The organism is Sphingobacterium sp. UBA7631 (genome assembly GCF_002483935.1).
Taxonomy (GTDB): domain Bacteria; phylum Bacteroidota; class Bacteroidia; order Sphingobacteriales; family Sphingobacteriaceae; genus Sphingobacterium; species Sphingobacterium multivorum.
Genome location: NZ_DLIX01000006.1, coordinates 1 through 20,394, shown reverse-complemented (window position 1 = coordinate 20,394; position 20,394 = coordinate 1). Strand labels below are relative to the sequence as shown.

General features: G+C 39.4%; 16 protein-coding genes. 9 read left to right on the top strand and 7 right to left on the bottom strand.

Translation table 11 applies throughout. The features are described from left to right. The first annotated feature begins 80 nt into the window (after nucleotides 1–80). Entirely contained in the window at nucleotides 81–1,028 is a 948-nt protein-coding gene (locus tag B3P16_RS10455) for a LiaI-LiaF-like domain-containing protein (protein WP_112375482.1), read from the top strand. A gap of 45 nt (nucleotides 1,029–1,073) precedes the next feature. Then, entirely contained in the window at nucleotides 1,074–3,089 is a 2,016-nt protein-coding gene (ispG, locus tag B3P16_RS10450) for a (E)-4-hydroxy-3-methylbut-2-enyl-diphosphate synthase (RefSeq protein ID WP_286842880.1), read from the top strand. A 104-nt stretch (nucleotides 3,090–3,193) separates the two neighbouring features. Here ispG and B3P16_RS10445 read toward each other — a convergent pair whose 3' ends face one another. After that, nucleotides 3,194–3,628, bottom strand: a complete 435-nt coding sequence (locus B3P16_RS10445; RefSeq protein WP_070563202.1) for a T9SS type A sorting domain-containing protein — start codon at nucleotides 3,626–3,628, stop codon at nucleotides 3,194–3,196. A gap of 259 nt (nucleotides 3,629–3,887) precedes the next feature. On the opposite strand from B3P16_RS10445, the gene B3P16_RS10440 reads away from it, so the two are divergent. Then, nucleotides 3,888–5,834, top strand: coding sequence for a KUP/HAK/KT family potassium transporter (locus B3P16_RS10440; RefSeq protein ID WP_046671947.1), 1,947 nt, complete (start codon nucleotides 3,888–3,890; stop codon nucleotides 5,832–5,834). Between the two features lie 77 nt (nucleotides 5,835–5,911). Continuing rightward, entirely contained in the window at nucleotides 5,912–6,823 is a 912-nt protein-coding gene (gene rlmF, locus B3P16_RS10435) for a 23S rRNA (adenine(1618)-N(6))-methyltransferase RlmF (RefSeq protein ID WP_070563205.1), read from the top strand. Between the two features lie 88 nt (nucleotides 6,824–6,911). Here the strand turns inward: rlmF and B3P16_RS10430 are convergent, their stop codons facing one another. Both B3P16_RS10430 and B3P16_RS10425 read right to left on the bottom strand, forming a co-directional pair. Next, complete coding sequence (locus B3P16_RS10430) at nucleotides 6,912–8,606, bottom strand: amino acid permease (RefSeq protein WP_070563207.1); 1,695 nt, start codon at nucleotides 8,604–8,606, stop codon at nucleotides 6,912–6,914. A gap of 80 nt (nucleotides 8,607–8,686) precedes the next feature. Next, a complete protein-coding gene (locus B3P16_RS10425) occupies nucleotides 8,687–9,370 on the bottom strand; it encodes an ACP phosphodiesterase (protein WP_070563210.1) in 684 nt (227 codons plus the stop codon). A gap of 103 nt (nucleotides 9,371–9,473) precedes the next feature. Here B3P16_RS10425 and tyrS point away from each other — a divergent pair, with 103 nt between their 5' ends. After that, a complete protein-coding gene (gene tyrS / locus B3P16_RS10420; RefSeq protein ID WP_070563213.1) occupies nucleotides 9,474–10,757 on the top strand; it encodes a tyrosine--tRNA ligase in 1,284 nt (427 codons plus the stop codon). Nucleotides 10,758–10,878: 121 nt separating this feature from the next. Here the strand turns inward: tyrS and B3P16_RS10415 are convergent, their stop codons facing one another. Continuing rightward, nucleotides 10,879–11,388: a GNAT family N-acetyltransferase gene (locus tag B3P16_RS10415; RefSeq protein WP_070563216.1), complete on the bottom strand. Its 510-nt coding sequence runs from the start codon at nucleotides 11,386–11,388 to the stop codon at nucleotides 10,879–10,881. A gap of 275 nt (nucleotides 11,389–11,663) precedes the next feature. Here B3P16_RS10415 and B3P16_RS10410 point away from each other — a divergent pair, with 275 nt between their 5' ends. Together B3P16_RS10410 and B3P16_RS10405 are read left to right on the top strand one after the other, a co-directional pair. Further along, nucleotides 11,664–14,399, top strand: coding sequence for an FtsK/SpoIIIE family DNA translocase (locus B3P16_RS10410; RefSeq protein ID WP_286842878.1), 2,736 nt, complete (start codon nucleotides 11,664–11,666; stop codon nucleotides 14,397–14,399). Nucleotide 14,400: 1 nt separating this feature from the next. Then, the gene (locus B3P16_RS10405; protein WP_286842876.1) at nucleotides 14,401–15,054 is read left to right on the top strand and encodes a LolA family protein; all 654 of its coding nucleotides are present in this window, start codon (nucleotides 14,401–14,403) and stop codon (nucleotides 15,052–15,054) included. A 97-nt stretch (nucleotides 15,055–15,151) separates the two neighbouring features. On the opposite strand, the gene B3P16_RS10400 is transcribed toward B3P16_RS10405, so the two are convergent. Further along, nucleotides 15,152–15,964 carry a lytic transglycosylase domain-containing protein gene (locus B3P16_RS10400; protein ID WP_112375476.1) on the bottom strand — a complete coding sequence of 271 codons (813 nt, stop codon included), beginning with the start codon at nucleotides 15,962–15,964 and terminating at the stop codon, nucleotides 15,152–15,154. A 242-nt stretch (nucleotides 15,965–16,206) separates the two neighbouring features. On the opposite strand from B3P16_RS10400, the gene B3P16_RS10395 reads away from it, so the two are divergent. Together B3P16_RS10395 and B3P16_RS10390 are read left to right on the top strand one after the other, a co-directional pair. Then, entirely contained in the window at nucleotides 16,207–17,823 is a 1,617-nt protein-coding gene (locus tag B3P16_RS10395; protein WP_286842873.1) for a pseudouridine synthase, read from the top strand. Between the two features lie 94 nt (nucleotides 17,824–17,917). Beyond that, complete coding sequence (locus B3P16_RS10390; RefSeq protein ID WP_070570070.1) at nucleotides 17,918–18,385, top strand: nucleoside triphosphate pyrophosphohydrolase family protein; 468 nt, start codon at nucleotides 17,918–17,920, stop codon at nucleotides 18,383–18,385. Nucleotides 18,386–18,535: 150 nt separating this feature from the next. On the opposite strand, the gene B3P16_RS10385 is transcribed toward B3P16_RS10390, so the two are convergent. Both B3P16_RS10385 and B3P16_RS10380 read right to left on the bottom strand, forming a co-directional pair. Beyond that, nucleotides 18,536–19,477, bottom strand: coding sequence for a TIGR01212 family radical SAM protein (locus B3P16_RS10385; protein ID WP_070570068.1), 942 nt, complete (start codon nucleotides 19,475–19,477; stop codon nucleotides 18,536–18,538). Between the two features lie 16 nt (nucleotides 19,478–19,493). Further along, nucleotides 19,494–20,243 (bottom strand): hypothetical protein, encoded by a 750-nt coding sequence (locus tag B3P16_RS10380; RefSeq protein ID WP_286842870.1) that lies wholly within the window; start codon nucleotides 20,241–20,243, stop codon nucleotides 19,494–19,496. Nucleotides 20,244–20,394 lie beyond the last annotated feature (151 nt).

The window sequence follows — 20,394 nt, the reverse complement described above, 5'->3', positions numbered from 1 at the left end:
TATGTATAATAGCCTAAACATTCATACGGTATCTCCCAAAGCGACTTACTTTTGAGATATATTAACAAACGGAATTAGTTATGAATACACGAAGAATAACAACTGGTATCACCATTCTCTTTATAGGAGTTGTCTTATTATTATCACAGCTCAACACAATTTCTTTCAACTGGGTAGGTATTTTTAGATACTGGCCGCTGTTTATTGTGCTTGCCGGAATTCGTATGCTGGTACCCAAAGACCAACAGATTGGACAGTTTGTCGCCATCGGTTCTACCGTCGTAATTTTAGGTTTTTTGACTTACATAGGGCTGTCGACACCAAAGGAACCACTTTTAACACAGCTTTTAAAAAGTAAAGGCGTCAACATCAATGTCGACGATCCCAACGATAAAACAAATTATACAACAGAAAAATTAAACGTCCCGCTGGATGATAAAATCCATAGTGCTACCCTAAACCTCGATTTGGGGGCCACTTCATTAAGAAATGATAGTAGCACCACTTCAGAAATCTTCTCGGCATTTAACACATCAAAAGAATATCTATTGGGCATAACTGTACATGGAGAATCTGCAGACAAATTAGATATCAACCTAAAGGGAAAATTCAAAAACAAGGATTTTAACAGCAAAAACAACAATACGTTTATCGCATTAAACCCCAACATCCTATGGAATCTGAATTTTGATGTAGGTGCAATTGATGCCAGGTTAGATCTTTCACCCTACAAGATAGAAACATTGGATATCGATGCTGGAGCGACTAGTCTAAAGTTAAAATTAGGTCAACCGCTGGCAACAACTAAAATTTCTATGGATGCTGGAGCCTCCTCTATTGAAATCTCCATCCCCAAAAACGCGGCCTGTCGTATTACAAGCGACAATGCATTATCCTCGACAGATTATGAGGGCGATTTCCTAAAAAGTGAAGGCGAAGTAAAATCGACAAATTACGACTCTGCCGCTCAAAAATTCGATTTCGATATCAACGGTGGCATCGCGTCAATAAAAATTAGAAGATATTAATTGACACCCGATTTTTAGTCAAGAAAAGCTAACTTTGTGTTAGATATGGACACAAGTAATATGTTGACATTACCTGGAATCTATTGCAATTCCAAGGTAGATTATTCGAGATGGAAAACAAGGGAAATTCGGATCGGTGATATTCCCATGGGTGGCGATAATCCCATTCGTATTCAAAGTATGACTACGGTAGATACAATGGATACGATGGGCTCAGTTGAGCAGACCATTCGAATGGTAGAGGCGGGCTGCGAATACGTTCGTATTACCGCTCCAAGTATTAAAGAAGCACAAAATTTAGCTAACATAAAAGATGAACTTCGCAGAAGAGGCTATAAAGTCCCTTTAGTCGCTGATATTCATTTTACACCAAATGCTGCCGAGGTCGCTGCGCGCATCGTCGAGAAAGTAAGGGTCAATCCCGGTAACTATGCAGACAAGAAGAAATTTGATCAGCTATCTTATACCGATGCTGAATACAAGCGCGAGTTAGATCGCATCTATCAAAAATTCACTCCGCTCGTAAATATCTGTAAGGAAAATGGTACCGCCATGCGTATTGGTACCAACCACGGCTCACTTTCGGATAGGATCATGAGTCATTATGGTGACACTCCGGAAGGGATGGTCGAATCAGCCATGGAGTTTATCCGGATGTGTGAAGACCTGAGTTTCTACAATCTCTGTATCTCCATGAAATCGTCCAACCCGCAGGTCATGGTCAAAGCCTATCGATTGCTGGTCGAAAAAATGGTTTCCGAAAACATGAACTATCCCCTACATCTCGGTGTAACTGAAGCTGGAGACGGTGAAGATGGTCGTGTAAAATCTGCCGTCGGTATCGGAACACTGTTGGAAGATGGATTGGGCGATACGGTACGTGTATCGCTAACCGAAGAGCCTGAACGGGAAGCTCCGGTCGCTATAGCACTTGTCAATAGATATAGCAAAAGAAAGGCAAACATCGCGAGTCAGCCCAAACAAAAGATTGTTCAGCTCTCTCCGGAGACACCACATATTCCTTATGCCAGCCAAGAAGTAAATACTTTCATCGGCGGCTCTTTGGTACCTAGGGTTGTGGTCGACATTTCTAAGGAAAATCTAAAGGACGCTCAGATCCTTACCAAAGTAGGTTATCGCTACGATATCCTATTAGATAAATACCACATGGGTGAGCAGTCTGTAGACTTTGTTTATCTCGCAGACAGTTTACCATCCTTTACGATGCCGGCAAATCTGAAGCAAGTATATAACTATAATACCTGGTCAAAACTTACCGATCAAACCAATATTCATCCGCTCTTTACCTTAGAAGAATTCGTAAAGTCAGACAATAAGGATAAAGTCCTGAATATGGTCAAAATCTGTAATTCAGATTTATTAACCCCATTGTTTGAATCCTTACAGCTAGACAAAACAGTCGTATTTATCGTAGAAACCGATTACTTGCACGGTATGGCAGATCAAAGACAGTTCTTTCGAAATCTGCAGGAAATCGGTATTGACAATCCTGTCATTATCAAGCGTTCTTATTTGGCGGAAGAATTCTCAGGACCCATTGGTGATTTTATGAATCCCGAAGAACCGATATCAAAAATACAGCTGTACGCTTCTACAGATCTAGGCGCATTATTAATCGATGGTTTAGGTTCAGGAATTTGGATTGACTCTCCGGCAACGGCATTGGAAAATATCGCCTCACTTTCGTTCGGAATTTTACAGGCGACACGATCCAGAATATCCAAGACAGAATATATTTCCTGTCCAAGCTGTGGCAGAACCTTATTTGATCTCCAAGAAACCACGCAAATGATCCGAAGCCGTACCAATCACTTAAAAGGCTTAAAAATTGGAATCATGGGCTGTATTGTTAATGGCCCTGGAGAAATGGCAGATGCAGACTATGGTTATGTTGGGGCGGGCCCTGATAAAGTGACATTATATAGAGGTCAGCAGGTGGTTAAGAAAAATGTGAGTTCAGCCCATGCCTTAGATGAATTGATCAAGATCATTCAAGATGATGGATTGTGGATCGAAGAACTACAACAAGACCAAAATTAACAAATCAAGCTATACATAAAACAGCAAAGGGNNCCCTTTGCTGTTTTATGTATACGAATGAACGTACATTACAAATTACCTTTTTATCGAAAAATGTTACTTTCTTATCGAATAGAAAATCTTTTCACCACAGTTTCCGAACCTGCAACTACGCGTACAAAGTAAAATCCTGTCGTTAATTTTCCACCATGCTCAAAGGAAAGATTTTGAATTCCTGAATCCAGATTACCATTCATTAATTGGAGAATCTCATTGCCCAATGCATCCATTACTTTGATAGACACACTCGACGATTTTGCCAATTTAAAAGAAAGATTTATTTGTTCAGCAATCGGATTGTAGAAAACCTTCACATTATTGATAAGTTTCTCTGTCTCCTTGATGTTATTATCTTCTCCGAATGCCTCACTGCCGTCCCAAATATGTTGCGAAATAGTATGGTCATAAGGAGACTTTGCATACACCCGAGTCAACCCGCTACACAATGTCAGTGCGGATAAAAGTGTTAAACAAGCTGCTTTAAGTAGATTTCTCCCCATAGTGTTAAATTAGACTTCAAATACTGGTTACGGTTTAATCAAATATAACGCTAACTATTTGAATTATCAACAACAAAGTTAGTATTTTGTTTAAAAGTTTTTCAGCAAATAGATTCATTCTAAGTTTCTTTTAACAAATTTTAACAGCTCTTGCGCATGTCAAAGTAAATGCTAAAATTTGGCGCAGGAAATGTACCTACTTAAAGTACAGGCAAAAAGTATATTTTTGCAGTATATTTTGAAATAAAATAATTGATAAATGGCAGACAACAGTCATCACAACAGTATCAATAAGGTGAGTTTCGCCGGATTATTGATCAGTTTAGGAATCGTTTTTGGAGATATCGGAACTTCTCCATTGTATGTTTTCAAAGCAATCATGGGACAAGGAGCCATTCAAAAGGACTTAGTCTTGGGCGGGCTATCCTGTGTTTTTTGGACACTGACGCTCCAGACAACAGTAAAGTATGTTTGGATCACACTCCGGGCAGACAATAAAGGTGAAGGCGGTATCCTATCCCTCTATTCATTGGTACGCAAACGAGCCCCTTGGTTAATTTTCCCGGCGATGATCGGTGCAGCGACCTTGTTAGCGGACGGAATGATCACCCCTGCCATCACAATATCCTCGGCTATTGAAGGTTTGGATCTCAAATTCCCAGGATTACCTACAGTACCTATTGTAGTTACAATTATCTCCTTATTGTTTATTATCCAACGATTTGGAACATCTGTTGTAGGAAAGGTTTTCGGCCCATTGATGACCATCTGGTTTACAATCATTGGTGTAATCGGTTTATCTCATCTTCACCTCGCACCAGAAGTGATGAAAGCGATCAACCCCTATTATGCTTTCCATATTTTGATTACCTACCCCCATTCGCTATTACTGATCGGTGCCGTGTTTTTATGTACTACAGGTGCCGAAGCATTGTATTCGGATATGGGACACTGTGGTAAAAACAATATCCGCATCAGCTGGATCTACGTAAAAATCACACTTATACTAAATTATTTCGGACAAGGAGCCTGGTTATTGACACAGGAAGGACGTGTCCTTGGAGGTGAAAATCCGTTCTACTCAATCATGCCCGATTGGTTTATAGGCTACGGTATCGCCATCGCGACGATTGCAGCGGTCATCGCCAGTCAAGCCATGATATCCGGATCATATACCCTAATTTCGGAAGCAGTACGGTTGAATATATGGCCTAAGGTGGCTATCCGCTACCCCAGTGAACATAAAGGTCAGTTGTATGTACCATCCATCAATTTAATTTTATGGGTCGGCTGTATGATTGTCATCTGGGTTTTTGAAGAATCAAGCCGAATGGATGCAGCCTATGGTCTTGCGATCAATTTAACGGTATTGATGACCACGATTTTAATGGGATACTTCCTCGCCATGAAAAAAGTCAACCGTGTACTAATTGCGGTATTTTTGATTGCTTATTTTGTTATTGAACTAACTTTCTTAATAGGAAATGGTGTTAAAATAGCCCATGGCGGTTGGTTGACTCTTCTGCTTGCCACTGCGCTATATATAACAATGTATTGCTGGTACACAGCGCGAAAAATTAAAAATCGTTTTGTTAACTTCATTAACATCAATAAATATTACCCCATTATCTCCGAATTGAGCGAGGACAAATCGGTCCCTCCCTATGCGTCGCATTTGGTCTATCTGACAAGTGCAAATTTCAAATCCGAGATAGAGGCTAAAATTATTTATTCAATTATTAATAAAAAGCCAAAGCGTGCGGATGTATATTGGCTAGTCCACGTTGATGTGATGGATCATCCACATACAAAAGAATATTCAATCGATCAGCTTATCCCCGGTAAGTTAATACGGGTTGATTTTAAACTTGGCTTTAGAGAGGAACAGCGCATCAGTCTACTGTTCAGAAAAGTAGTTGAGGAAATGGTGAAAAAAGGTGAAATTGACATCACCAGTCAATACGACACCCTACGTAAACACAATATTCCTGGTGACTTTAAGTTTGTTGTTTTGGAAAAAGTACTCTCCAAAACCAACCAGATGACATGGATAGAAAAAGTAATTATGGACATCTATGGTTACCTCAAAAAAATGAGTTTGTCCGAAGAAAAAGGTTTTGGTTTAGATTCCAGCTTTGTTACAATTGAACGGGTTCCGCTCAATTTTCCACAGACTTCAGAGGTCCATCTCATACGGAAAGATTAAGACTCCTCAAGGTGATGCTCAAGCATCACCTTTTTTATTCAATAGAATTGCATTACTTTTGTTGCAAATAATACATCATGGCAGACGCTAATCCAAAAAAGAAATTACATCCTAGAAATAGACATCTCGATAACTACAATTTTGAAGAATTGAGCAAAGTGGAACCTTCGCTCAAAGATTTCGTTATAGAAAATGCGTATAAAGTAAAGTCCATCGATTTTAACAACCCCGATGCTGTTAAAACGTTAAACAAGGCACTTCTAAAAAAATATTACCACATTCAACACTGGGATATCCCCAAAGAGAATCTTTGCCCCCCTATTCCGGGCCGGGCAGATTATATTCATTATATCGCAGACGTTCTTGCAAGGGACAATAATGGTGAAATTCCAAAAGGCGGAAACATCCACGTCCTCGATATCGGTGTTGGTGCAAATTGTATCTACCCCATCATCGGACATCAGGAGTATGGATGGAGCTTTGTAGGGTCTGAAATCATCAAGAGTGCATACAAAAACGCCATCGAGATAACACGGACAAATATGAGCTTAAAAAAGAGCATACAAATCCGTCTCCAAAATAATCCCAAAGCCATATTTAAAGACATTATTCTTCCAGGGGAAAAATATGATGTGGTAATCTGTAATCCCCCATTTTTTAGCTCTCAGACCGAGGCTTTACAGCAGTCCATCCGTAAGACCACAGGTATCAAAGACGCTAAAATAGACGAAAAACCGGTCACACAGGCATTTTCTGGACAAGGAAGCGAGTTATGGTGCGATGGTGGTGAAAAAGCATTCTTGTCACGCATGATCTTTGAAAGCCAATTTCACAAAGATCAAGTAAAATGGTTCACAACATTAGTTGCCCACCGCGAAGACATTCGCTTTCTACAACACAAACTAAAGAAAATAAACGTAAAAGAGACCGAAGTGATCCGCATGGAACAAGGTAATAAGGTAAGCCGGATCCTTTTATGGAGATTCTAATAAGTCCATGATATTAAAAAAAAGGAGCTATCTTTTATGCAGATAGCTCCTTTTCTTTGATCCATTACTGTACGACGCTTCTCCTATACTAGGCTTGCGCCTGTTTATTTAACTTTGAATGTTTATAGCCATACATAAAATATACAGCCAATCCAATCACGAGCCAGATCACAAATATTATCCAGTTACTTGCCCCCAGCTCCGTCATTAAATACAGATTGATCAGAATACCAACGACAGGCAATAGGGAAAAGTTCATTTTAAAGCTATAAATCCCCAGTCCAAGCCAAGTTAACCAAAATATGATGACCAACATTTTATGTTCTAGAATTTCAAGGATGGTAAGCGATTTCCACTCCTGTATCGTTTCTTGCGCATAGCTAAAAATAAACACAATAGCAATCAGTAGCCCTGCACCAACCAAATACTTACCGTTGATGTAAGGAACTTTAAATTTGGATTTTGCCGATAAACCCGAATAATCCATATACAATACACCGGCGCACACAAGTATAAAGGCAAAAAAGGTACCGACGCTCGTTAAATCCACAAAGAAATCCATTTTAAAAAATAACGAAGGGATAGCAACCACCAAACCCGTTACAATAGTTGCAAACGAAGGTGTTTTATATTTTGGGTGAATGGTCGCAAATTTCTTCCACAACAAACCATCCCGACTCATCGTCATCCAGATTCTTGGTTGCGCCAATTGATACACCAGCAAGGCACTGGTGATGGCAATCACAGAGGTGACCGATATAATTCCGGCCATATGGTCAAAGCCCACATATTTAAACACGAAAGCAAGCGGATCCTTCACATTTAATTCGGTGTAATTAACCATCCCCGTCAAGACTAAGGTAATAGCAACATACAATACAGTACAAATCAATAGGCAATAGATCATCGCCTTAGGTAGATCGCGCTGCGGGTTTTTACACTCTTCGGCAGTTGTGGAGATCGAATCGAATCCGATAAAGGCAAAGAAAACCGCGGCCACACTTCCGAGTACACCTTTGAGGCCGTTCGGCGCAAAAGGTGTCCAATTTTCAGGTTTAATGAAAAATATACCCCCAAAAATTACGGCCAGGATAATCGCTACCTTGATCATAACCATAATCATACTCGCTTTCTGGGACTCTTTGATTCCGATATAAACCAACCAAGTAACCAAAAATGTAATGACACCTGCTGGTAAATCGAAAATAATAGGCAGTCCTCCTATTCGTGGTGCATTATTAAAAGCATCCAGACCATGTTGGTCGATTGCGGTCAGTGCAGCCGCACCATGTTGGTTCATCTTCTCTACAGCATCATAAGCATAGCCTGGCGCCATGGACAACCAAGCCGGTATGTGGAGTCCAAAGCCCTCCAGCATGGAGACAAAATACTGCGACCAGGAAATGGCAATAACCGTATTGGAAACAGCATACTCCAAGACCAATGCCCAACCTATAATCCATGCAAACAACTCACCAAAGGCCACATAAGCGTATGTATATGCTGAGCCAGACACAGGAACCGTACTGGCAAATTGCGCATAGGCCAATGCCGTAAAAACACAGGCAAAAGCCGTAAAAACGAAGAGGAGTGATACCGCTGGTCCACCTTCATAACTCGCCAATCCAATTGTGCTGAAGATTCCAGCCCCTACAATAGCGGCGATACCCAACGAAACCAGATCTGTTACCCCCAATACCTTTGCAAGGCCCGTCCCCTCCTCTTTTTGAGTGTCATGCAGAATCTGATCAACACTTTTCTTCCGAAAAAGTCTATGTGACATGTAAATTTAGTTTTTGATACTTAAAATTATGCGAAAATAAATATTTTCAAGGTCTTATACTATTGGTATTTTCTGACAGACTAATTAAAGTCCACCAGCTCATATTGAATATACTGGTAAATTTCTTGATAATCGGTCATCTGCGTATGTAAATAGGAAATCAGCTGTTCTGTCAGAAGCTGTCTTTGCTCCACTGAAACTTCAAATTTCCACAATCGCTTACAAATATTGAAAAGCGCACCTGCGATTTTTTCTACCTGTGCATAGTCATAAATATACGCCCACTCAATAAACTGATGATAGAACTTTTCAAACTTAGGAATATCACTCAGCTGATTAATTTTCAAAAACTTCCGAACAGCATCTTCATTGACATGTACCAGTGCAGCGTAGAATTTATCGATGGAGACCGCTTTATTTTGTGTTAGGATATGATCCAACAATAGCTCCAACGCAATATGGGCCATAAAGGACGGACGGATAGGCAGCCCGGCTAAACTAGACTGGATTTTTAGTTTCAGCTGATGTGTATGATGAAAAAAGTAAGGTGAATTGTGAAATAGACGATCGACCTCGATATGACGGTTCCAGCCTATGTACAATTGTTCCAGTAAAGGATTGTCCAAGAGCTCATCTTCATACTGACGCGGTTTTAGCATAAAGGATTTATCCGCATTTTTTAATAGATCGGGTAACAATCCACCCACCATACGTTCGGGATTAGTTGCAAACCGTTCAAAATAGAAATGTGATAAAAAATTCATACCAGCTTATTAGCGTGTGCTTTTATGGGAAATTATTCGCTCAATATACGCTTAATCTCCTATCTTTGCATCTTGTAAATTAAAAAATTAAATCCATTTAACAATGAGCTTTGTAGAAGAATTACGTTGGAGAGGCATGTTGCAAGATATTATGCCAGGCACTGAAGACTTACTGAATAAAGAAAAAGTCGCTGGTTATATCGGCTTTGATCCCACAGGCGACTCTCTACACGTAGGACACTTGACGCAAATCATGACGTTGATCCATTTCCAAAATGCAGGCCACAAACCAGTTGCCCTGGTTGGAGGAGCAACAGGCATGATCGGAGACCCTTCTTTCAAATCTGCAGAGCGTAACTTGTTGGACGAAGCTACCTTACAGCATAATGTCGCTTGTCTGAAAAAGCAGTTAGGCAAATTTCTTGAATTTGGAGAAGGGGAAAATGACGCCCAAATGGTTAATAATTACGACTGGTTTAAAGATTTTAAATTTTTGGATTTTATTCGTGATATCGGTAAAATGATTACCGTTAACTATATGATGTCAAAAGATTCTGTAAAAAAACGTCTGGAAGGCGACAATGGTCTCTCATTTACAGAGTTTACCTATCAATTGATTCAAGGATATGACTTCTACTATCTTTGGAAGCACCACAACTGTAAAGTTCAAATGGGCGGGTCGGACCAATGGGGTAACATCGTAACAGGAAGCGAAATGATCCGTCGCCAAGATCAGGGAACAGCCTATGCCATCACGACGCAATTAATCAAAAAAGCCGACGGCCAGAAATTTGGAAAGACCGAATCTGGTGCCATATGGTTAGATCCAAAAAAAACTTCTCCGTATAAGTACTACCAATTTTGGTTGAATACGTCAGATGATGATGCTAAAAACTGGATCAAAATTTTTACACTCAAACCTCAGGAAGAAATTGAGTCCATTATTGCAGAACATGATGCAGCGCCACACTTACGTTTAGTTCAAAAAGCACTGGCAAAAGATATCACCATTCGTACCCACTCCGAAGAAGCGTACGAAACTGCGATCAAAACTTCTGAATTTCTTTTTGGAAATGGCTCTTTAGAATTCTTAAACAACTTAGATCACGACGCAGTTTTAGAGGTATTTGAAGGCATTCCGCAGTTTCAGGTCGCTAAAGCAGATCTCGCAGCAGGCATCAATATTCTTGATTTACTAGCTGTTCAGACACAGGTATTTCCGTCAAAAGGTGAAGCCCGCAAAATGCTTCAGGGCGGCGGCGTTTCTATCAACCGAGAAAAAGCAACCGATATTGAAGATTCGATTACGGACAATCACCTTGTAAACAATAAATATATTGTTGCACAACGCGGTAAAAAGAATTACTACTTGATTATTGCAGATTAATGATCAGCAGTATCCTGATTTAATAATCCATAAACATAAAAAAGTCCCTTTTGAACAAAGTAAAAGGGACTTTTTTATGAAATCCAATGTTATTCTTCCTCCGCAGAAGAAATCGGTTCGGTTATTTTAATAGTTTTTCAAATGCTTTGCGTGACGCTCCCCTAAAATGTACTTCCCCGCAATAGCGGTACCCTAACTTTTCGAACACATGCAGCATACCCCCATTGTCAAAATTAGTATCCACCTTAATACTATAAACGCCATGATCGATGGCTATCTCTTCCACCCCGGACATAATAGCCGTCCCCACACCTTTCATATGCGGATCCTGCGCCGAGGCCAGTCGGTGTATACCGACATAAGAACCATCACTTAACCATTTTCCGTCAATATCATTATATGCAGGTTCGACATCAAAAATAATAGCAACATAACCTACAATCCTACGCTCCACTTCAACGACATGCCCGTAGCCCTTATCAATATCCGACTGAACCACATCTTCATTCGGATAACCATCTTGCCATTGTCGGCTACCTTGTTCTTTCCTGAGGGCAATTGCTTGTTGTATAATTTCCCAAATCCGTCCTTTATCAGCTAATGTCGCTTTTCGTATTTCAAACTTGTTCATGCTATCTCTTATTTTATTCGTAAAACTACATATTTTAGAGCAACTCTAAAGAATAGGCAAAAACAGAAACAATCTTTAGCCATATCCCATATTCTTTAGCCCACCCCACTTGCAGGGCATAGTATTTGCTAGCCATTATACCTATCAAGCTTTTTAGCTACATCTAAATTTATTCATTCATAAAAAACGACAAACTTAAAATAATAGGCGATCAGCATCTTTAAAATACTATCAAAATAACTAAGTTTGTAAGCAGTATAATTGTGAGCTTTTCAATGTCAAATAAAGGAAATACATTTAGGCAGACAGGGAATTCAGTTTCCGGCAAACGTGCCCCTCAAAAGGAATCGACAACATTTAAAAAAGAAAAAAGTCAAAAAAACAGTGTACCAAGAGATTATTCTGATGCACAGCAAAAGGCTGTCAAGATATTAGGGATTTTATTGATCTTACTTTCATTGGCATTTGCTACAGCTTTCGTCTCCTACTTATTCACTTGGGAAGACGATCAAAGTTATATTGCAAAAACCAATGGTGGATGGTCGACATTATTCCGATCCGCAGAAGAAATTCATGATGAAGCTGTTGATCTACCCGTTGTCGATAATAAACTAGGGAAATTTGGCGCATTGCTAGCCAACCAATTCATGTACGAATGGTTTGGCGTCGCATCTTTTCTTTTTATCCCCGTATTATTCATTTTAGGATATCGCTTGTTGTTCAAGAAATCATTACTTCCTTTGTACCGTACTGTAGTCTATTCTTTTGTTGCTATCGTTTTTATCTCGGTAACTTTAGGCTTCCTGCATGGATTTATGGCCGATACACCGCATATGCTCGAGGGTAAATTTGGCTTTTGGACCAATAAATTACTGGAAGCACAAGTTGGCATTGTCGGCGTTGGCTGTATATTGGCTTTTGCCTACCTGACGACATTGATCTTACTTTACAACCTCGATTTTAAATTTGTCCTATTCAGTAACAGGAAATCCAAGTCATTCTCTGAAGATACGGACGAAGAGGATGAGGATGAATACGCTCCACAAAATCTTAGAAACAAAATTCATATTGAAGATGATTCCATCCAGTCGGTGCGAGAATCTTTCCAACGGTCAACGTCAATCAATGAGCGATTTCAATCTGCTCGGGACAAAGAGGTACAGGAAGAACTTCAGCGTCCTGCCTTTACGCATCACCCTGTACCCGAAGTACAAATTGATCCGAAGGACAAAGTGGTGCTCACCTTCGACGATAGTCCGCTTGAAAGAACAGAGAATACACCTTCAATCAGTTTTACAATTGATCAGCCAAATGAAGAATTTGAAGCCGAAGACTTACCGTTAATCCAGGAATATCAAGCGCCGAAAATCGAAGCAGAACGCCAACGAGAGCCAGAAGCTATTATAGAACCCGATGCAGTACCCGGTCTGGTGGTCGAAGATATCAAAGAGGAAAAAGAAATTACCGCCAGTGATCTTGTGGCCCAATTCGGACAGTATGACCCAAAATTGGATCTTTCTGGCTACCAACATCCGGCATTGGATTTATTGAAGGACTATGGTGGTGGTAAAATTACCATCAATCAACAGGAACTCGAAGCGAACAAAAATAGGATTGTTGATACACTGAGAAACTATAGCATCGAGATCGAAAGCATCAAGGCAACGATAGGACCAACGGTGACTTTGTATGAAATTATACCAAAACCAGGTGTACGGATTTCAAAAATCAAAAATCTGGAAGATGACATTGCCTTAAGTCTTGCGGCCTTAGGTATCCGGATCATTGCACCGATGCCCGGAAAAGGAACTATTGGTATTGAGGTACCAAACTCCAGTCCGGAAATGGTGTCCATGCGATCGGTCCTTGCTACGGAGAAGTTTCAGAAAACAGATATGGATCTCCCGATCGCTTTAGGTAAGACAATTTCAAATGAAGTGTATATTGCCGATTTAGCTAAAATGCCTCACCTTCTGGTTGCGGGGGCTACCGGGCAAGGTAAATCAGTAGGTATTAACGCGATTCTGACCTCTCTACTGTATAAAAAACATCCAGCCGAACTAAAATTTGTCCTTGTTGACCCTAAGAAAGTGGAACTTTCTCTATTCAAAAAAGTAGAGCGCCACTTCCTTGCAAAATTGCCTGACGACGGAGATGCGATTATCACCGATACGAAGAAAGTAATCAACACCTTAAATTCCCTCTGTATAGAAATGGATCAACGTTATGATTTGTTAAAAAATGCGCAGGTACGGAATTTAAAGGAATATAATGCAAAATTTATCAATCGCAGATTAAACCCTGAGGAGGGTCATCGATTCTTACCATATATCGTTCTTATTGTTGATGAGTTTGCCGACTTGATGATGACAGCAGGAAAAGAGGTCGAAACACCGATTGCACGATTGGCACAATTGGCCCGTGCGGTAGGAATTCACCTGGTTATTGCAACCCAGCGTCCTTCTGTCAATATCATTACCGGTACAATCAAGGCCAACTTCCCTGCACGTCTGGCATTCCGTGTGTTGTCGAAAGTCGATTCACGGACCATTCTAGATACAGGCGGTGCAGATCAGTTGATCGGTCGGGGTGACATGCTTCTAGCGACTGGAAGTGATTTGATACGTATTCAATGTGCTTTTGTGGATACGCCTGAGGTTGAACAAATTTCCGATTACATCGGTGCGCAACGAGGCTATCCTTCGGCATTTATGCTTCCGGAGTACGTAGACGAAAACGGAGATGGTTCTGGTAGTGTAGATTTTGATCCCAAAGACCGCGATCAGTTGTTCGAAGAAGCTGCCCGATTGATTGTCATGCATCAGCAAGGCTCTACGTCATTAATCCAACGTAAATTAAAATTGGGTTATAACAGAGCAGGACGAATCATCGATCAATTGGAAGCTGCAGGAATTGTAGGTCCATTTGAAGGAAGTAAGGCCCGCGAAGTGCTTTATCCAGATGAGTATTCATTAGAACAATTTTTGGAGACGTTAAGAAAGGACAACTAAGATGAAAAAACAAGTATGGTTTATTGTAGGTCTGCTAATCATGGCATACAGCCAAAACAGTTATGCACAAAATGACGCTGTTGCCAAGGCGCTACTGACGAAAGTAAGCCAAAAGTACAATGCATACAAAACAATACAGGCCAATTTCTCATTAGATATTAAACAAGCTAATGGCGGCTCGCATACTGATGCCGGAACAATATACCTGGACAAGAGTAACAACAAGTACCAGGTCAATACCAAAAATCAAGTATTGATATCGGATTCCAAGACACAGTGGAATATCATGAAAGCGGAAAAAGAAGTTGAAATCTCAGAAGCAAGCAATTCGACCAACGAGATCAATCCAACAAATATATTCAGCTTTTATACCACAGGTTTTAAATATACCTTGACCAATACAGAAAAGGTAAAAGGGCTTACACTAAGTGTTGTTGAATTAAGTCCTCTTGATAGCAAAAAAAACTATTCAAAGATCAAGCTGCGCATTAACAAAGCAAGCAGTCTGATCTATGATACCACCGTATTTGATAAAAGTGGTAATCGCTATATGTATACATTAACTTCTCAGGAAGGTAATAAGGCGCTTTCCGGTAGTCTATTCGTATTCAACAAAAATGATTATAAAGGCTTCGACATCGTCGATCTGAGGTAAAAATAGAACAATACTACAGGTCTGATTAAAGACAGTACAATAAAAAGGGCTTTCCACTATGCAGTGGAAAGCCCTTTTTATTGTGAAGTACACTATTTTACAGCATGTTCGGTTCCTTATCCAACGTCTCACTTTCTTTATTGGCATAACGTGAATAGCCATGCTTCTGTGGATGTTCGATAATTTCCTTCATAGAAACAAGTTTGTACACATACGAACCCGTTTCATTATTCAATTTCAAGGCAAAATAGTCGTCCTTTTTTTGTCTTCTTATAGAACCTCTTAAACTGCCATCACCAACATTATACGCCGCAGCAACCAAGGTCCAGTTACCAAATTGGCCATAGAGGTATTTGAGGTATCTCGCTGCAGCATGCGTAGATTTAACAAGATCCTTTCGGTCGTCTACCGTACCATTGACTTTTAATCCATACAAACGGGCTGTTGCCGGCATAAATTGCCAATAGCCACCAGCTCCCTTCGATGAAACAACAGCTTTACTAAGGCCACTTTCCACCAATGGAATGTACTTGAAATCTTCCGGAATACCATGTGATTTAAGGATCTTTGCAATCATAGGCAAGTAGGTCTCTGCCTTTTTGTGCATATCGTACGATCCTGTTTTTTTAAACGAGAATCGACTGAAAAATTTACGCAATTTACTTTCCACAAGCGGACGATCCATCGGTAATGAATCTTCGGCAAATGTCAATGAATTCATATACGATTCAAAGGAATTGCTTTTTTCTTTTTTTTCTTCTTCATCCCCATGATGAACGGGAACTACTACGAGCTTCGGTTCAACGATCTTATCGCCGTTTGAAGCATTGTTGTGTGGGGTTGAGTATAACTTTGACAGCAATAAAGCAAACAAAATCAAACTACTACATAAAACTTTCTTTCTTATCATTCACTCCCTTAATGCTACCCTATCCACGACTGCAATCGATCAAAAAATAGCTTGGTTCAAATTCAAGGGTACAAAGGTAAACACTATTTATTTAAAAAACAAATAGTTACATTCTAGACAACTTAAAGCGGCTTTGTTAGCGTAAAAACGCAGCAAATTCAAGAAAAGACAAAAAGATAAGGATTTTTTCGCAAAACCCAAAATTATACCTAACTTTGTCGTTCACATTTTAGCAAAACACAATGCCATTCAGCAATAAAAGGAACAGTCGTGATGACAACTCCAGAAAGTCACGAGGCAACTCAGATAGTTTCAAATCTAGAGGCGATAAGAACAATAGTTTCGGAAAAAAATCATATGGGTCGAATGACCAATCTGAAAGAGGCTCTTTCAGAAAAGATGATATTCGTGAGAACAGATCATTCGGATCTAAAAAATTCTCAGACAAACCTTCCTTCCGAGGAGATAACAATTCCTTCCGTTCAAAAGATAATTCAGAAAAATCCTTTGGTAGAGGAGGCCGCTCATTTGATAAAAATGATTCTTCAAGATCTTTTGACAAAAAAGATTCCTTCAATAAATTTGATAGATCAGAACGTTCTTTTGACAAAAAAGATAACTTCAAACGTTCCGATAGAAATGACTCTTCAAGATCTTTTGACCGTTCAGAACGTTCTTTTGATAAAAGAGATAGTTTCAAACGTACAGATAGAAATGATTCCTCAAGATCTTTTGACCGTTCAGAGCGTTCTTTTGATAAAAGAGATAGTTTCAAATGTACAGACAGAAATGACTCCTCAAGATCTTTTGATAGATCAGAACGTTCTTTTGACAAAAGAGATAGTTTCAAACGTTCAGACAGAAATGACACTCCAAGATCTTTTGACCGTTCAGAGCGTTCTTTCGATAAAAAAGATAACTTCAAACGTTCAGACAGAAATGACAGCCCAAGATCATTCGACAGATCAGAGCGTTCTTTTGACAAAAGAGACAGTTTCAAACGTTCAGACAGAAATGACTCTTCAAGACCTTCTAACAGAAAGTTTGATGGCGATAAAAGTAGAAATTTTGACGACAACAAAAACTTTGGTGATAAACAATATATTAAACGTCCAAAGAAAAAAGCAGAGGATGCAGAAGATGACGGCTTAGTTCGTTTAAATCGTTACATCGCCAATGCTGGTATCTGTTCAAGACGTAAAGCGGATGAGCTTATCACTGCTGGTGTTATTTGGGTAAATGGAGAACCTGTTACGGAATTGGGTACCAAGGTAGATCCTGCAACAGATGAAATCCGTTACAACAACGAACGTTTAAAACGTGAAAAAAATGTTTATGTTTTGTTGAACAAACCAAAAGATTATATCACGACTACAGATGATCCGCAGGAGCGTCATACCGTAATGGAACTTGTTTCTAAAGCGACAAAAGAAAGAATCTATCCTGTTGGTCGTCTTGACAGAAACACAACAGGACTACTTTTGATGACAAATGATGGTAGTCTTGCTGAAAAACTTTCACACCCGCGCAACAGCATCAGCAAAATCTATAATGTCGAGTTAAACAAAAGCCTTACACAAGGCGATTTTAACAAAATCAGCTTTGGTATCGAATTAGAGGACGGTGTAATTAAACCAGATGACTTGAGCTATGTTCAAGGCGGATCGAAACGTGAAGTCGGTATCCAAATCCACTCGGGGAAAAATCGTATCGTACGTCGTATTTTTGAGTCATTAGGATATGAAGTCGTTAAATTGGATCGTGTGGTTTATGCAAACTTAACGAAAAAAGACCTTCCACGTGGCCGTTGGAGATATTTAGAAGAGCGTGAAATCGTGCAGTTAAAGCACCTGATTTAATCGCTTAAGCAGATAAATAAAAATAAAGGACGGTCATTCAGTTAACCGTCCTTTATTTTTTATATTTGCTCTTTCAAATAATAAAACAAAGAATATGACTGATCCGAAAACACTTTCATCCGTTGCGGAGTTCCATAAAACATTCCAACATCCAATCCTAGACACGCCTACTATTCCATCTGAACAAAGATGTGCCTTACGGGTATCGTTGATCGCTGAGGAATTAAAAGAATTAGAAGAGGCCATCCGGGATAAAGATTTGGTCGAGATTGCAGATGCGCTATGTGACATTCAATATGTACTTGCTGGAGCGGTATTAGAATTTGGTTTAAAAGATAAATTCTCTGCTCTTTTTGATGAAGTTCAACGTTCCAATATGAGCAAAGCATGTAAAGACGAAGCAGAAGCCATCGCTACACAGGAGCACTATAAATTAAAAGGTGTAGAATCCTATTATAAAGAAGTTGATGGCAAATTTCTGGTATTCAGAACAGCTGACAATAAAACGTTAAAATCCATCAATTACTCTCCAGCCGATCTAAAAACAATTGTTGAGGGCTAAATAAAGATGGTAATCGTACCCTTTTTTTGTAGGTAAACAGCAAAGGCTTCATTAGAGAAGCCTTTGCTGTTTTTATAACGCGGAATATATTCATTAAACGCGATAGCATACAATGATCTATCAAAAGAGTATAAAAAATATTAGGAACGGCTAAAAAAGACTCCCCTGCACGACCTGACGTGCTTCCAATCCCTTATCGATGTATGTTTGAATACCTGATTTCGGTAAGCCCCAATTCGGAGCAATTAACAATTCTTTATCTGCAATCCCGAAAATACGTTGAATGATCAGATCAGGACGCAATCGAGGAATAAACTTTGCTAAGAATTCCGTATAACCTTCTATCGAGAAAAGTTCAAAAGGCTCACGTTTGAACTTAACGCCCATAATAGATCCCTCTACAATATGTAAGTGATGCAACTTCACAAATTTAATTTGTGGAAAGCGGTTGATTTCATCTGCATATTTCAACATCATTTCTTCAGATTCCCACGGGAAGCCAAAGATGGTATGCACACAAAGCTCCAACGGAGTATCTTTCAGCATATTCATGGCCTGAACAAATTCGTCGTGAGAACAGCCTCTATTGATCTGCTCCAATGTATCATTGTAGATAGATTCCATACCCATCTCCAAATCTACATCGTAACGATCTGTGTAAGACTCCAACAATGCAATCTTTTCAAAATCCAAACAATCAGGACGTGTACCCACAGAAAGACCCAAAGTATTTTCAGGATCAATACTTAAAGCCTCATCATACATCATCTTCAGTAGATGAGTCGGCGCATATGTATTTGTATTTGGCTGGAAATAAATAATAAACTTCTCAGCGCCATAGCTATTACGTGCTCTTTCAATACCCGATTCCACCTGCTCGCGTATAGAAGGAATTTTCCGGGCAGTATCCGGTGTAAAAGAATCTACATTACAGTACGTACAACCACCATAGCCCTTACTACCATCACGATTGGGGCAGGTAAAATTACCATCCACAATCACTTTAAACACTTTCTGTCCGTTATACTTTTGCTTTAAATAAGCCCCGTAATGATTATACGGTTTAATTCCGTTGTCCAATAATGTACCCATTGCGCTGCAAAGTTACTCAATAAAAATCATATGTGACCATTACTTTCTCAGGATCAAATGTTAAACTGATACGGCCATCACGAAAATCTTCCCAAGATAATTTATACAAACTATCCTTAACTGCATTCTCCAAATCAAAATAACTGCTTTTAACAGCTAAACTGGGAGAATTATCATAATAAGTAGGTAAACCGTAATAGAATACGAAAAATTGTTCAAATTCTTTAAATGACAAATAGCCATAAAACCTATTCCTATTTCTTGAAACCAATATTTCAATTCTTTTTAGCCTGCCATTTGTATAAAAATAATCAAGTGTTTGATAATACAGTGCATTCAACCATTTACCGCCGATAAATTGGATATGACCTGGATCGATGACAACCATTGTATCCTTACTCCGCGTATATGTCCCCAATTCCCCAATAGAGGACCTTTCCCCAAGATGAATGATATATTCACGCGCTATATTGGTCGATCTACCATCTTTATTTGCCGGTATCCACTTTGATATGGACGAAAATTTTTGATTCATTTCTTCAGTCTTATCTACATGACCAAAATTGCTAGAAACAACTCTGATAGTGCTATCCTTATAAACCTCGAATCCAACATGAGCCTCATCATTAAGCATATCCATATCACGTTTCCATTTTTCATTTAACTGCCTATAAAAATCGATAATACCTATCTTCGGGGTTGGAAGGTAGTTTTGATAAGAAACAAAAATGTAATCCTGTCTATCTTGGCTAATACCTGATCTCACATTCAACAAGAGAAGACAGACGATGATCAAACAAATTCTCATACGGCCAGTAAGTAATATTTACAGCAATATACAAAAAAACTAGATATGGGAGTTCTAGAACAGGCGAGATACTTCACAAGAAAAGTACCTAAACGAAAGAAGCCCTTGA